Below are 15205 nucleotides of genomic sequence, written 5' to 3'. Positions count from 1 at the left end.
AGCACCCACGACAGTCAGCATTTCGAAAGGGTCATTGACAAGGCCAACACCAATCGCAATATCTACGCCGACCGAGGCTATCCCTCTGCGGAGCGGGAAGCTTGGCTGAAGGCAAACGGCTATAGGAGCCAGATTCAGCGTAAAGGCCATCGAAACAAACCGTTGTCCAAGACTCAGCAAGGGCGAAACCACAGGATTGCAAAGACTAGGGCACGGGTTGAACATGCATTTGCGGCGATGGAACAAATGGGTAGAAAACTGATCCGCACCATTGGACAGGTGCGCGCTAATTTTGCCATGACGATGATGGCAGCATGTTACAACCTAAAGCGGTTGGCGTACTTCCAGAGCGCGTGCATCGTGGCTTTCTGACGCCCAGAATGGGTCAAATGGCCCTAGCCAGGGCAATGTGCGATAGAATCAGTAGCGTGATAATCAAAAAAAATCTAATTATTTAGAATGAAAGCCAAGGGTTAATTGAAAATCTTGAGTTTTTCGAGGTGCCCAAATATCTACGGTAACGTCATCAGAGGGTAAAAGTGTGTCATCGATCGATTTTATACTGGCTTTTAATACTTGATTTTCTTGTTCTAATAGCAAGGCTTTCATAATTTGTGGCCTTTAAGTTAGTATAAGGATGCTGCAGTATAAATTTATTTTCGTTATTTCGGCGGGCATAAAGTCTCAATAATAAATAAATTGTAAATATGGTTTTTTTACTAGGGCGTTATCAGGCAGAATACTAGTTTATTTTAGTAGTAAAAAAAATTTTTTCTTCTATAAATAATAACGTGCAGAATTAATACTTACATTTAAATTATTTTTTATTGCTACTTTAAAAACGTATTAACATGGCAGGCTTTTATACTTTAATATAATATTAAAAAGCCAATTGACCTTGCTTTGAAGCATATGTCAACTAATAATTATGTAGCGTCTTATAAACTTAATACAGTGGTATATTTTAATCTAAAATAGTTAATTTTCTTGTTAGAAAGTTTTATATTAAATGAATTAAGTGATTTTTATGAGGGTATTGTTTACTTTATACTGTAATTGATTATAGAGAATAAGCAGTAGTAGTGGTTTTTTGTATTGTAAAAAAATTAGCCACTTTTTATTGAAGCGATTTAATTAACTCCTTGTCGTCGCTTCATGTGGTTGGTAAAGTAGACCGATTTTCATTCGTTTCCAGCTTGCAGGATTATCCTTTCGTTATGTTTAAAAAAATTCGTGGCATGTTTTCCAACGACTTGTCTATTGATTTGGGTACCGCCAATACTCTCATCTATGTCAAAGGACAAGGTATTGTGTTAGACGAACCGTCAGTTGTCGCTATTCGTCAAGATCGCGCAGGCTCACCTAAGAGCGTTGCTGCTGTAGGTCATGAAGCAAAACAGATGCTAGGCCGGACGCCAGGTAATATCGCGGCTATTCGTCCAATGAAAGATGGCGTGATTGCTGATTTTTATGTTACTGAAAAAATGTTACAGTATTTTATCAAACAAGTTCATAGCAATAGCTTTATGCGTCCAAGTCCACGCGTCTTAGTTTGTGTACCTGTTGGTGCGACCCAGGTAGAACGTCGTGCAATCCGAGAGTCGGCGCTTAGTGCTGGCGCTCGTGAGGTTTTCTTAATTGAAGAACCCATGTCGGCTGCAATTGGTGCTGGTTTGCCTGTTTCCGAAGCAACGGGTTCAATGGTGGTTGATATTGGTGGTGGAACGACAGAAGTTGCTGTTATTTCATTAAATGGTGTTGTTTATTCGTCATCGGTACGTATCGGCGGTGACCGGTTTGATGAAGCGATCATTAATTATGTTCGTCGCAATTATGGTTCATTAATCGGTGAAGCTACTGCTGAGCGGATTAAACATGAAATCGGTTCGGCCTATCCTACAGATCAAGTTTACGAAATTGAAGTGCGCGGCCGTAATTTGGCTGAAGGCGTACCACGTGGTTTTACACTTAATTCTAATGAGATACTTGAGGCATTACAGGAACCTTTGACCGGTATTGTTAGTGCCGTTATGTTGGCCTTGGAACAATGTCCACCAGAATTAGCTTCTGATATCTCTGAACGAGGTATGGTGTTAACTGGTGGTGGCGCGTTGTTGCGTAATTTGGATCGTCTATTAATGGAAGAAACAGGCATTCCCGTTATTGTTGCTGAAGATCCGCTAACTTGTGTTGCACGTGGTGGTGGTAAGGCATTGGAAATGATCGACATGCATGGTGGTGATCTGTTTAGTGATGACTAGATGTTAACCAATAGAAGGAGGAACTTAAGGATGGCGCTCCTCCTTACTTTATGTATAGCGATGTTAATGTTTAACGTTTATTTATTTTTTATAAAAATAACTCATGAAGCCGATCTTTAGTCGAGGGCCATCCCTACAATTACGTATTATTATTGCGATCGTTGTTGCAATCGCGTTGGTTGCTTTTGATCGTCAATTTGATACTTTTAATAAAATACGTAGTTATTTAGATACGGCTGTTAGTCCTTTTTATTTTTTGGCAAATGGTCCGCGAGAACTGCTTGATAATATTTCAGATGCATTGGCGAGAAGAGATCAACTTCTTTTTGAAAATAAAGCATTGAAGAAAGAGGTTTTATTAAAAAAAGCAGATAATTTATTACTTGGACAACTTAAACAGGAAAACGCTAGATTACGTGAGCTATTGGGTTCACCTCTACGTCAGGATGAACACATGATGGTTACTCAAGTGCTTTCAGGTGCGAATACACCTTATCGAGATCAAATTGTGATTGATAAAGGTTTACATGATGGTGTTTATGAAGGCCAGCCTGTTATTAGTGATAAAGGTGTTGTTGGACAGGTTATCGCAGTGAGCCAGTTTAATAGCCGTGTTTTGCTGATTTGTGACACAACGCATGCATTACCTATACAAGTATTACGTAATGATATTCGGGTTATTGCAGTGGGTACAGGATGTAGTGATGATCTTCAACTTGAACCTTTACCAGATAATATTGATATACGTATTGGTGATGTAATAGTTACTTCTGGTTTAGGCGGGCGTTTTCCTGAAGGTTACCCAGTTGCGACTGTTTCTTCCGTAAGACATGATACCCAACGCGCTTATACGATTATCCATGCACGGCCTACCGCAGATTTACAAAGACTACGCTATCTTTTATTGCTATGGGGAAACTCTAGCGATCCTTCTCATCCTTTACCTCCATCAGAAGTATATCGTGCAGCAAATGAACGTTTAATGAAGATTCTGCCCCAGGTGTTTCCTGGCCCAAACGAGCTTCAAGGGCCACAGCTACCGTCAACAGAAATGAAAAAAAATGTCGAGCAACCTCCTTTGGTCGCTCAGTAGGAATTGCTACCGTGAAATCAAGGCAACTAAAGGAAACATAAAATGGATCAATACCGTGGAAATGGGCGGTGGATCATTTGGCTGTCCTTTTTAATTGCAATAATCCTAGAGCAAGTGCCCTGGCCTGAGCAGTTTATTTATTATCGCCCCACATGGTTAGCATTAATTTTAATTTATTGGGTTATGGCTTTGCCGCATCGAGTTAGTGTAGGTACAGGATTTTTTTTGGGGATCTTTATGGATCTTATCCAAGGTTCAGCTCTTGGTGTACATGAATTAGCTTATAGTATGATTTGTTATTTGGTATCGTATAAACATCAGCTTCTTCGTAATATGGCACTGTGGCAACAATCCCTTGTTATTGCTGGATTATCAGTGGTTATGAATTTTACGATCTTCTGGGCGGAGTTTCTTTCCTCTCTAGTATTATTTCATCCCGAAGTATTCTGGAATTGTTTGATTAATGCCATCTTGTGGCCCTGGATGTTTTTATTATTGCGCAAAGTTCGACGCCAGTTTTTAGTTCGTTAAAAATGGGCAGCCAATTGTCTATTTTTTCTGAGAGTTTTTTCTATGGTAAATAGAATTTATTTAGCGTCAGCTTCGCCAAGAAGACGTAAGTTAATTGAGCAGCTAGGATGGTTATTTGACATTATTCTCCCTGATATATCTGAATTATGGTACGAAGGAGAGACACCCAGTGAGTATGTTATTCGCTTAGCATGTGAAAAATCTCAGGCGGGTGTTGATATGGCAGAAAAACCCTACCCAGTGTTGGGTGCGGATACTATCGTCGTAAGTGACGGAAATATTTTGGGTAAGCCTAAAGATGAAAACCATGCTGCGCATATATTAAGACAACTTTCAGGTAAAACACACCAAGTGATGACTGCAATCGCGTTCTCAGATAAGCGAAATACATTGTATGATTTAATTGTCACCAAAGTGACATTGCGACAATTAACAAATAAAGAAATCGATCAATATATCTTGTCGGGTGAACCGATGGACAAGGCAGGAGCTTATGCTATCCAGGTTAAAGGTGGCTGTTTTATTAAGCGGATTGTCGGAAGTTATCACGCTGTAGTAGGGTTACCGTTAGTTGAAACAGATGAATTATTGACCAAGTTTCTGGCGTTAAATAATAGGAATGAGAGCTATGGTAGCTGAACTATTAGTCAATGTAACCCCCTCTGAAACACGGGTGGCTTATATTGATGGTGGCGTGTTACAAGAAATTCATATTGAGCGTGAAGCTAAAAGAGGCATTGTAGGTAATATTTACAAAGGTCGTGTGAGTCGAGTCTTGCCCGGTATGCAGGCGGCCTTTGTTGATATTGGCTTGGAAAAATCCGCTTTTCTTCATGCCTCAGATATTATGCCTCACACCGAATGTATTGCCGGTGACGAACAAAAAAACTTTCATGTACGTGATATCGGCGAATTGGTTCGGCAAGGGCAAGATATTATGGTACAGGTGGTTAAAGATCCGCTAGGAACAAAAGGTGCTCGTTTAACAACGGATATCACATTACCATCCCGTTATCTGGTTTTTATGCCGGGAGCGTCTCATGTCGGCGTTTCCCAACGCATTGAAGGTGAAGAAGAACGAGAGCGTTTGAAAAATATTGTTGAGCTATTTTGTGATGAAAATGGTGGTTTTATTATTCGTACTGCGGCAGAAGGGATCGGTGATGATGAACTGGCTCAAGATGCCGCTTTCTTGAAGCGTTTATGGGCTAAAATTGTTGAACGTAAAAAACGTCATAAGTCCCGCATGCAGATTTATGGTGAACTGGCTTTAGCACATCGTATCATTCGTGATTTTGCCGGTGCTTCATTAGACCGGATCCGTGTTGATTCAAACCTGACTTTTATTTCATTAAAAGATTTTATTGATGAATATGTGCCTGAAATGACAGTAAAACTTGAACTGTATCAAGGACCATTACCAATATTAGATCTGTATGATGTTGAGAAAGAGATCCAACGTGCTTTAGAACGTAAAGTTGAATTAAAATCAGGTGGTTACCTCATTATTGATCAAACTGAAGCAATGACCACTATTGATATTAATACTGGTGCTTTTGTTGGTCACCGTAATCTGGAGGAGACCATTTTTAATACCAATATTGAAGCGTCACAAGCCATAGCGAGACAGTTAAGGTTACGCAACTTGGGCGGTATTATTATTATCGATTTTATTGATATGCTTGATTCTGAGCATCGTCGTCGTGTTTTGGCATCGTTGGAACAATCATTATTAAAAGATCGGGTTAAAACCACCATTAATGGTTTTTCTCAACTAGGATTGGTCGAGATGACACGCAAAAGAACACGTGAGAGCCTTGAACATGTTCTATGTGATGAATGCTCGACTTGCCAGGGTAGAGGAACAGTAAAATCGGTAGAAACAGTCTGTTATGAAATTTTACGGGAGATTGTTCGTATAAATCGTACTATCGATGCCAATCGTTTCTTAGTCTATGCTTCAGCGGCGGTTGTTGAAGCATTAAATGGTGATGAATCTCATATATTGGCCGAAGTAGAAATTTTTGTTGGCAAATCTGTCAAAGTCCAAATTGAGTCACTGTATAGTCAGGAACAGTTTGATATCGTTATGATAGTGGTTAGATTGCCATTGTAGTAACTTCTTTTGGAAGGAGAGATGGGTGAAACGACTACCTAAGGTATTGGTAGCCATAAGCGCAATAATAGTACTTATTATGGCATTGGCCATTATTGGACTACGTCTTTTTCTTCCACAAATTAATGAATATCGCAATCAACTTGAAGGACAGTTGCAATCATTAACAGGAATACCGTTTAAAATTGGTCATATTGAAGGTGAATGGGTCTCTTTTGGACCAGTATTAACGTTATCTGATGTCAGTGTCAGCACGAAAAAAGTGAATATTCAGGTAAAGAAAATAAAATTTTCACTTGATATATGGCGTTCACTCTTTTCTTTACATCTGCGTTTTCGGGATATTATTTTCTATCAATTAAATGCAGATTGTTATAAACCACTTGAATTTGTCAGTGAAGGTGATTTTAGTCATTTTGATTTAGATGCTTTAGATGAATTGTTTTTACAGCAATTTGATTATTTTACCTTAAAAGAAAGCCGTATCACTTTTTTGACGCCGTCGGCAGAAAAAAAGACCTTAAAAATCCCTGAACTGACCTGGTTAAATCAAAATGAATATCATCGAGCACAAGGATTTATCAGTCTTGATAATTTTGAACAGCAGCAAGATCAGGATGCCATTCAAATTAAACTCAATCTTCGTAATAAAAATGGTGTGATTAATAGCGGCACGGTTTACTTACAGGCAGATAATGTAAATTTGCGCCCTTGGTTAAGTCGTTGGTTACGTGATAGTACTGGATTACAGAATGCAATATTTAGTCTTTCTAGCTGGATTACTATCAAAGATAGTCGTATCGAAGGTGGGCAATTACAGTTGCATCAAGGACAGGCAAATTGGCAGGTTGATGGACAAGAGCATCAGCTGGCTGTTGATGATTTATTGCTGACCCTGCATCGTCAAGAGAATGGTTGGTTATTTAATATTCCACAGCTACAACATTTAAAAACTGATCAACAACAATGGCTTGAAGGTCAAATTTCTCTACTCTATTTACCACAATCAAAAGCAGATGAAAATCATTGGCGTATACGGATTAATAATATTCAATTAGAGCGATTAAGAACTATTATCCCTATTTTCTCTTTTTTCACGCCTGAATTTATTAGTGATTGGCAAAAGCGTCAGCCAAAAGGTCAGCTCGTCGCACTGGCATTGGATATTACGCCTGGCAAGCCAGAGAAGGCGCTAATTGATGCCACCTGGCAAGATATTAGCTGGATACGCTGGAAAGATATACCTTCAGTTAGCCATTTTAGTGGTTCATTGCGAGGTAGTCTGCAAAGTGGAAGATTTTCATTTAACTTAAATAATAGTTTTATCGAATATGCGCCAATGTTTAAAGTGCCATTGGAAATTTCTGCCGGACAGGGAACGATTTTTTGGTCGGAAGAAAACCAATCACGCCAGATTTGGAGTGAGGATCTGATGCTACAAGCAAAATCGCTATCGACAACTGGCGATTTTCGTTATCAGACAGCAAAAGATCAGCCACCTATATTAAGTATTTTGGCTGGCGCAAAATTGACCGATGCGGGTGATACATGGCGTTATTTTCCCACCACGTTAATGGGTAAAGATTTATCTGATTATCTGACGAAAGCAATTATTAGCGGTCATGTTGATGCCGCCACGATGGTTTTTCACGGTGATCCGGCCAATTTTCCTTTTAAAAAGAATAATGGACAATTTCAAGTTGTTGTACCGCTACGAGATGCGACTTTTAAGTATCAACCTGATTGGCCGACAATTTTTGATTTGGATATCGATCTTAATTTTGAACGTAATGGACTTTGGATGTCGGCGCCTAGTGTAAAATTAGGTGATACTAAAGCGCTAGATCTTAGCGCAGATATTGCCGATTATAGTCAATCTAAATTATTAATAAAATCTCATATTACCGGTGATGGAAAAGCGATCCGTAATTATTTTATCCATAGCCCGATGGAAGGTTCGATTGGCAAGGCATTAGATGCAGTGAAAATAGGCGGTAACGTTAGTGGCAAATTGATGCTTGATATTCCGTTAGAGAGAAATAGTGGTAGTGTGATTGCTAGTGGTCAAGTTGATCTTAAGAATAATGAGGTCGATATCACAGCTATTGATAGTCAGCTGGAACAGCTAACGGGACGTTTTTATTTTCGTAACGGTGATTTGAAAAGTGAAAAGTTGCAAGCTGAATGGTTTGGTCAACCGATAAATTTAACATTTAATACTACTAATGAACGACAGAATTATCAGATCAATGTAAATGTTGGCGGTAATTGGCAAGCTAAAAAAATCGCTATTTTGCCTAAATCGATTACGCGTCAATTGGCAGGTAGCACAGCCTGGCAAGGAAAGGTTAATATTCAATTGCCCAATCAACTAAAGCAAAATCCAACCTTATCCATTGCTCTGAATAGCAAATTAGATAAGCTTACTAGCCAATTTCCTGCTTTGGATAGCGAACAAGTAAGGCAATTAGGTGATATGCAAATTCGTGCTAGTGGTGATACCCGGCAATTACAAATTTATGGTGATGTTGGTAAGCAAGTTAGCTTTAATAGCCAATGGCAATTTACTGACAAGCAAGTTCGTTTGCTAAAAGTAGCCATTCAGCCTTACACCGCTAAAAGTGTTGTTCTGCCCGACAGTCCATTAGTTATGATCAACTTACCTGAAATCAATGATCCGAAATGGCTTTCATTGTTGACTTCATTTTCTTCATTACATTTAGCATCCCAAAGTTATGGTAAATCATTTGTAATACCCGATATCGCTATTGTTAACTTGCCAAAGATCACTTTTGCTAAACAGCAATGGAATAATATGGCATTTACCATTAATAAAACCGCTGAATTAACGACAATTGTTGTAGATAGCGATAATTTGAAGGGTAGTTTAAGTATTCCGAAGCAGGGTGATTGGCAAGCTAAGATTAACTATCTTTATTTTAATCCAGAAACTTCATTCCAACAGCAGAATTATGTGGCAATAAATAACGTTGCGCAAAGATATGATATTTCAGCTTGGCCAAATATGAATATTTATTGCTCAGAATGTTGGTTTGCAGGCTATAAACTAGGTGAACTAAAAGCACAAGTCATGCGCAATAGACAAACCCTCATTTTAAAAGAAGGATCGTTAATAAATAGCTCCACTGATTTGAAAATCTCTGGTATGTGGCATGCAGATCAGCAAAACAGTACAACGATAAAAGGGATATTAAAAGGTAATAAATTTGATGATTTGGCTGCTTATTACGGCATACTAGTGCCAATTAAACAGGCACCGTTTAGAATTGATTTTGATTTAAATTGGGCCGCAGTACCATGGCAACCTGATGTTGCTAGTTTGAACGGTAATCTGAGTTTTAAATTAGCCAAGGGAGCAATTGCTCAGATGGGTGGTGGTGGAGCCGGTCAGTTGTTGCGTTTTATCAGTTTTGACGCACTTTTACGTAAATTGCAATTGGATTTTAGTGATACTTTTAGTGATGACTTCGCATTTGATGCCATTCGGGGTAACGCCAATATAAAAAATGGCATTTTGAATACTGATGATTTTTATATTGATGGTTTAATGGCTGATATTACAATACATGGTAAAATTAATTTAGTTCGTCGTGATATGAATTTAGAAGCTATTATTACCCTTGAAATTTCAACCACGGTAAGTGTTGCAACAGCATTTGCCGTTAATCCACTTGCGGGTGCGGCAGTGTTTGCCGCAACTAGAGTATTGGGCCCATTATGGAGTAAAATATCGGTTATTCGTTATCGAATTACCGGTAGTCTGGAACAACCAAAAATTGATGAAACTTTACGTCAATTGAAGGAGAATCAACGGGATGACAAGTGACAATATTGCACTATTACAATTGTGTAGTGGTAAAAATACTAAACATAACCTTGCTCAGATAGAGCAGCAGATTAAACAATTGCCAAATAGTGTGAAATTGGTTTTAACACTGGAAAATGCACTGTTGTTTAGTGATAATATCAGTTACCGTAATTTTGCTGAATCACAGGGAGAAGGTCCTTTACAAGGTGCAATTGCTGAAATGGCTCGCCATTATCAAGTATGCATATTGGTGGGCTCTATGCCATTAATCAGCCGAGAAAATCCTGAGCTTATCACGAGTAGTAGTCTGTTATTTGATGATAGCGGTGCAATTCGTGCTCGCTATGACAAAATTCACATGTTTGATGTGAATATAATTGAAGATGAACAAGGTATTTATAACGAATCTTCAATTTATCAACGTGGTGAACATATTACAGTAGTTGATACGCCAGTTGGCCGTTTAGGAATGACGATTTGTTATGATTTACGTTTTCCCTGCCTGTTTCAGGCATTAAGAAAGCAAGGGGCGGATCTCATTGCTGTGCCGGCTGCTTTTACACGTTTAACTGGTGAAGCTCACTGGGAGCCACTGTTAAAAGCCCGCGCGATTGAAAATCAATGTATTATTTTGGCGCTGGCACAAATAGGCGTGCATGGTCAACGTCGTACTTGGGGTCACTCAATGGTGATTGATAGCTGGGGCAATATTTTGCAAGAAAATGCAGATGCAGTCAGTGCATTAACACTTAATATTGATAAAGCTAAAGAAAGCCTGATTGGTGTCCGTGAACAGATGAAAGTCGTAAAGCATAATCGCTTCCGTACTAGTTTGATGCCATTAATTGAACACAAAAGGAAATAGAAAGAGTAAATAAATATGAGTTTAACCTCTGTTAGTGAATATTTGCTGACATCAAACGATCTCAATCATCAACATCTGCAAGATGTTTTACAATCACTTGCCGAGCGACATTTAGATTATGCCGATCTCTATTTTCAATCGAGTTGTCATGAAGCATGGGGATTGGAAGACGGAATTATTAAAAGAGGATCTTACAATATTGATCAGGGTGTAGGTATTCGCGCTATTCGTGATGATAAAACCGGATTTGCTTATGCCGATCAAATAACTTTACAGGCACTACAGCAAAGTGCTAATGCGGCTCGAAGCATTGTAAATCAGGCAGGGAAGGGCAAAGCATGTCTAATTAGTAAGGTTAATTTTAAACATTTATATTCTGCGATTGATCCTATACAAACAATGAGCCCGGAAGAAAAAATCGCATTATTACAGCGTGTTGATCAAGTTGCTCGAGCCGAAGATCCTCGTGTGCAGGAGGTTGATGTAACGCTATCTGGTGTTTATGAACATGTTCTGGTTGTAGCAACAGATGGCACGTTAGCGGCTGATATTCGCCCATTAGTACGCTTATCTGTCAGTGTGTTAGTGGAACATGACGGCAAGCGTGAGCGTGCTGGTAGTGGTGGCGGTGGGCGCTATGGTTACCAATATTTTCTTGAAACAGAGCAAGGTGAAGTTCGGGCGGAATATTATGCTCGAGAGGCTGTCCGCATAGCATTGGTTAATCTTACCGCAATTGCTGCACCGGCAGGCACAATGCCTGTGGTACTCGGTGCTGGTTGGCCAGGTGTTTTACTACACGAGGCAGTCGGCCACGGTCTTGAAGGTGATTTTAATCGGCGTGGAACATCTATTTTTAGTGGAAAAGTAGGTCAACAAGTTGCTTCACCACTTTGTACCGTGGTTGATGATGCGACTCTAGTCGGTCGTAGAGGATCTTTAGCCATTGATGATGAAGGTGTACCGGGGCAATATAATGTCTTGATTGAAAATGGTATTTTAAAAGGTTATATGCAAGACAAAATGAACGCTCGTTTGATGGGGGTTGTGCCAACCGGCAATGGTCGGCGTGAATCTTATGCTCATTTGCCGATGCCTCGTATGACAAATACTTATATGTTAGCCGGACAATCAATCCCGGCAGAGATAATAGCCAGTGTTGATCGTGGTATTTATGCACCTAATTTTGCTGGTGGGCAAGTTGATATTACTTCGGGCAAATTTGTTTTTTCGACTGCGGAAGCCTATTTGATCGAAAAAGGGAAAATCACAAAGCCGATAAAAGGAGCAACATTAGTTGGCGCCGGGCGAGAAGCAATGCAGCAGATTTCAATGGTTGGTAATGATCTCAAACTTGATAGCGGGATTGGTGTTTGCGGCAAAGAAGGGCAAAGTGTTCCTGTTGGTGTTGGCCAACCCACATTAAAGCTCGATAGTATGACGGTTGGTGGAACAGCATAATAAATTTTTTGGATGATTGGATGAATAAAAAAATTGTTATCTTGCTAATATTAGCCATATTAATAGGGGCAGGCGTTTACTTTAAATGGCATAGTCGGCAGCAGGCAGACATAATAGGGCAAACAGTAGCGCCCACCGCTGTTCATAATATTGATAAGTTAACTGCACAGCAAAATGTGGTTAATTATCTAAGGCAATACCATCGATTACCAGACTTTTATATTACAAAAAGAAAAGCACGACAAAGTGGTTGGGATCCAAGGGCAGGTAATTTATGTCAAGTTGTGCCGGGTAAAGCGATTGGTGGCGATAGATAGAACAACCGAGAAAAATTACTACCTGCTGCGCCAGATCGGCAATGGTATGAAGCCGATATCAATTATCACTGTGGTCATCGAGCTAGTGATAGATTGCTTTATTCATCAGATGGATTGATTTATGTGACGTTAGATCATTATAAAACCTTTTCAAGAGTGAATTAAATGATGCATTGTGTTGAATTTGATTTTCGTGAAATAGACAATCTGAATGACTTTTATCAAAAAGCGATATTAGCTTTTGAATTACCAAAATGGTTTGGCCAAAATTTGGATGCACTTTGGGATATGTTGACTGGTGGAATTGCTTTACCGGTAGAGGTTATTTTTTCTCATATAAATGAATATCAGTTAGCAGAATTTGCTGAGCTGATAACGGTTTTTAGAGAAGCTGAACAAACATTGGGAGGGCAATTCATATTTCATTGCCGAGCCTCCCAATCTAATCCAGCTTAGGCACTTTCAGATAGTGTCTTTAGGTATTGAAAGAGTTGGCGATAGGCTTTAGCCGGTTTATTTGCCTCCCTTTCTTTTTTACAGTTACGAATTAATGTCCGTAGTTGTTGACGATCAGCTAAGGGAAATAAACGTATTACATCTTCAATTGCATTATCGCCATTCTCTAATAATTGATTACGTAACGCTTCAAGCTTATGTAATATGGCGATTTGTTGATTGTGCCGATTTTTTAGCTTATCCAATGCGTCATAAATAGGTTGGGGATCTTGCGCTCTGAGTAATTTACCAATAAATTGTAGCTGGCGTCGTCGCCCTTCACGCTTAATTTTTTGTGCTAGTTCAACAGCTGCTAATAGTTCATCATTAAGGGGGATACGTTCTAGTTCATGTTTACTAAGTTCAACCAGTTCTGCTCCCAGCTTTTTTAGCGCTTCGGCATCACGCTTGATTTCGCTTTTACTGACCCAGATGATTTCATCCTTATCGATATTATCGGCATTATCATCTAACCAGTTATCGGGCTGTTTTGCCATCGCGGTTTTCCTCTTAGCAATACGTCGGATTATTTTATTTCAGAATAATCTGTCGTCTGGTATGTTAACATCTTATATCTATTGTAACTGGGAAAATAGATTTAATGCTATAGAGGATTTATTTTCTGCTGAAGATAGGTATTGGTTGAGTTGATTTTATTTTCTATTTTTGGATGATATCAATGAGTTTGACGGAACAGGTTTTATTACAACGTAAACAATTAGAAGAAACAGTTGCATATGCATTATCAATCGCCAAAAAGAGTTGTGATGCAGCTGAAGTGGCTATTAATAAATCAACAGGTATCAGTGTAAGTACACGTTTTGGTGAAACTGAAAATATTGAATTTAATAGTGATGGTGCTCTTGGCATCACGGTTTATCATAAACAACGTAAAGGGAGTGCATCGTCTACTAATTTACATCCAGCAGCGATTAAGCGTACTGTACAAGCCGCTATTGATATTGCACAGTATACTTCAGAAGAGCCTTTTGCTGGTTTAGCAGACGCTGACCTTTTGGCTTATCAATCACCTGATTTAAAACTCTTTTATCCTTTTGATATTGATGCTGAAAAGGCCATCCAATTGGCAGGTCAAGCGGAGATGTCGGCTTTAAATGCGGATAAAAGAATTAAAAATACTGAAGGTGGAAGTTTTAATAGTCATTATGGCATTAGAGTGTTTGGTAATACTCACGGAATGTTACAGAGCTATTGCTCCAGTCGGCACTCAATGTCAAGTTGTGTGATTGCTCAGGAGAATGATGGAATGGAGCGCGATTATGCTTATTCCATTGCCCGTCGATTAGAGGATTTGCAATCACCTCAATGGGTTGGACAGGAGGCTGCTCGCCGAACTGTCGCCAGGCTTTCACCGCGTAAATTATCAACTATGAAGACACCGGTCATTTTTGCTGCTGAGGTAGCAACCGGTTTATTTGGTCACTTGGTTGGTGCGATTAGTGGTACAAGTATTTATCGTAGATCCTCTTTTTTATTAGACAGCCTTGGTAAGCAAATTTTTCCTTCTTGGTTAACCATTCAGGAGAAGCCACATCTGATTAGCGGACTAGCGTCATCTCCCTTTGATAGTGAAGGTGTGAATACTAGTCAACGTAATATTATTGAGCAAGGGATATTACAAACTTGGTTATTGACCAGTTATTCAGCGCGTAAGCTTGGTTTACAGAGTACTGGTCATGCTGGTGGTATTCATAACTGGCATATTGCTGGCCAGGGGTTAGATTTTGCTGCTTTATTGCGAGAAATGGGAACAGGATTAGTTGTTACTGAATTGATGGGGCAGGGAGTTAGCATGGTAACGGGGGATTATTCTCGGGGAGCAGCCGGTTTTTGGGTTGAAAACGGCGTAATACAATATCCAGTCAGTGAAATTACTATTGCTGGCAATCTAAAACAGATGTGGGCTAATATCGTAACAATAGGCAACGATATTGAAACTCGCAGTAATATTCAATGTGGTTCGGTGTTATTACCAGAAATGCATGTTGCTGGTCAGTAAATTTTGCTAATAATTGCGTTGCGTATTACCATGAAGAAGATCACTTATTAACATCGATGGAGATCGCTTTGTGTCATTATCACAGAACCATTTTTTAAATTAACTTCACTGATCTCCATCAGTCAATAGCGTTTGTATTTTTCGCATTGATTCTCCTTTTAGCTCTAATTTGATGCTGCCATGAACCAGCCGATCTAAGATTGCATCTGCATGGGTT

The 15205-nt window shown here is 39.3% G+C and carries 14 protein-coding genes and 1 pseudogene; 12 read left to right on the top strand and 3 right to left on the bottom strand.

The genetic code is table 11. The annotated features are described in order from the left end of the window. On the top strand, positions 1–372 hold a 372-nt coding region (locus tag CBG25_RS08160), incomplete at its 5' end, for a transposase (protein ID WP_290603757.1). A gap of 78 nt (positions 373–450) precedes the next feature. Here CBG25_RS08160 and CBG25_RS08155 read toward each other — a convergent pair. After that, positions 451–609, bottom strand: a complete 159-nt coding sequence (locus tag CBG25_RS08155) for a hypothetical protein (protein ID WP_290605937.1) — start codon at positions 607–609, stop codon at positions 451–453. A gap of 608 nt (positions 610–1217) precedes the next feature. Here CBG25_RS08155 and mreB point away from each other — a divergent pair. From mreB to CBG25_RS08105, 10 genes and pseudogenes are all read left to right on the top strand, one after another. Beyond that, the gene (gene mreB, locus CBG25_RS08150; protein WP_026821343.1) at positions 1218–2261 is read left to right on the top strand and encodes a rod shape-determining protein MreB; all 1044 of its coding nucleotides are present in this window, start codon (positions 1218–1220) and stop codon (positions 2259–2261) included. 103 nt (positions 2262–2364) lie between these two features. After that, positions 2365–3354 (top strand): rod shape-determining protein MreC, encoded by a 990-nt coding sequence (gene mreC, locus CBG25_RS08145; protein WP_032115648.1) that lies wholly within the window; start codon positions 2365–2367, stop codon positions 3352–3354. Between the two features lie 42 nt (positions 3355–3396). Continuing rightward, on the top strand, positions 3397–3885 hold the full coding sequence (gene mreD / locus CBG25_RS08140) for a rod shape-determining protein MreD (protein ID WP_290605932.1): 489 nt from the start codon (positions 3397–3399) through the stop codon (positions 3883–3885). Between the two features lie 42 nt (positions 3886–3927). Next, positions 3928–4524 (top strand): Maf family protein, encoded by a 597-nt coding sequence (locus tag CBG25_RS08135; protein WP_290605930.1) that lies wholly within the window; start codon positions 3928–3930, stop codon positions 4522–4524. Beyond that, complete coding sequence (rng, locus tag CBG25_RS08130; RefSeq protein ID WP_290605928.1) at positions 4514–6001, top strand: ribonuclease G; 1488 nt, start codon at positions 4514–4516, stop codon at positions 5999–6001. The genes CBG25_RS08135 and rng overlap by 11 nt, the downstream gene beginning before the upstream one ends. 25 nt (positions 6002–6026) lie before the next feature. Then, on the top strand, positions 6027–9848 hold the full coding sequence (gene yhdP, locus CBG25_RS08125) for an AsmA2 domain-containing protein YhdP (protein WP_290605927.1): 3822 nt from the start codon (positions 6027–6029) through the stop codon (positions 9846–9848). After that, the gene (locus tag CBG25_RS08120) at positions 9838–10695 is read left to right on the top strand and encodes a carbon-nitrogen hydrolase family protein (RefSeq protein ID WP_290605925.1); all 858 of its coding nucleotides are present in this window, start codon (positions 9838–9840) and stop codon (positions 10693–10695) included. The genes yhdP and CBG25_RS08120 overlap by 11 nt, the downstream gene beginning before the upstream one ends. A gap of 15 nt (positions 10696–10710) precedes the next feature. Further along, on the top strand, positions 10711–12156 hold the full coding sequence (gene tldD, locus CBG25_RS08115; RefSeq protein ID WP_290605923.1) for a metalloprotease TldD: 1446 nt from the start codon (positions 10711–10713) through the stop codon (positions 12154–12156). 20 nt (positions 12157–12176) lie between these two features. Beyond that, positions 12177–12638 (top strand): annotated as a pseudogene (locus tag CBG25_RS08110) (ribonuclease domain-containing protein). Next, the gene (locus CBG25_RS08105; protein ID WP_290605921.1) at positions 12639–12929 is read left to right on the top strand and encodes a barstar family protein; all 291 of its coding nucleotides are present in this window, start codon (positions 12639–12641) and stop codon (positions 12927–12929) included. On the opposite strand, the gene yjgA is transcribed toward CBG25_RS08105, so the two are convergent. Further along, on the bottom strand, positions 12926–13465 hold the full coding sequence (gene yjgA / locus CBG25_RS08100; RefSeq protein WP_290605919.1) for a ribosome biogenesis factor YjgA: 540 nt from the start codon (positions 13463–13465) through the stop codon (positions 12926–12928). The genes CBG25_RS08105 and yjgA overlap by 4 nt on opposite strands. A gap of 182 nt (positions 13466–13647) precedes the next feature. Between yjgA and pmbA the strand changes: the two genes are divergently transcribed. Further along, a complete protein-coding gene (gene pmbA, locus CBG25_RS08095; protein ID WP_290605917.1) occupies positions 13648–14988 on the top strand; it encodes a metalloprotease PmbA in 1341 nt (446 codons plus the stop codon). Positions 14989–15093: 105 nt separating this feature from the next. Here the strand turns inward: pmbA and CBG25_RS08090 are convergent. Continuing rightward, positions 15094–15205 (bottom strand): ATP-binding protein (locus tag CBG25_RS08090; protein ID WP_290603782.1); only part of this gene is annotated, 112 nt, incomplete at its 5' end.

Origin of the sequence: Arsenophonus sp. ENCA (assembly GCF_002287155.1) — a bacterium.
In the GTDB taxonomy this organism is placed as follows: Bacteria; Pseudomonadota; Gammaproteobacteria; order Enterobacterales; family Enterobacteriaceae; genus Arsenophonus; species Arsenophonus nilaparvatae.
The sequence above is the reverse complement of the archived record's forward strand: the minus strand, read 5'-3'. Positions and strand labels throughout refer to the sequence as shown.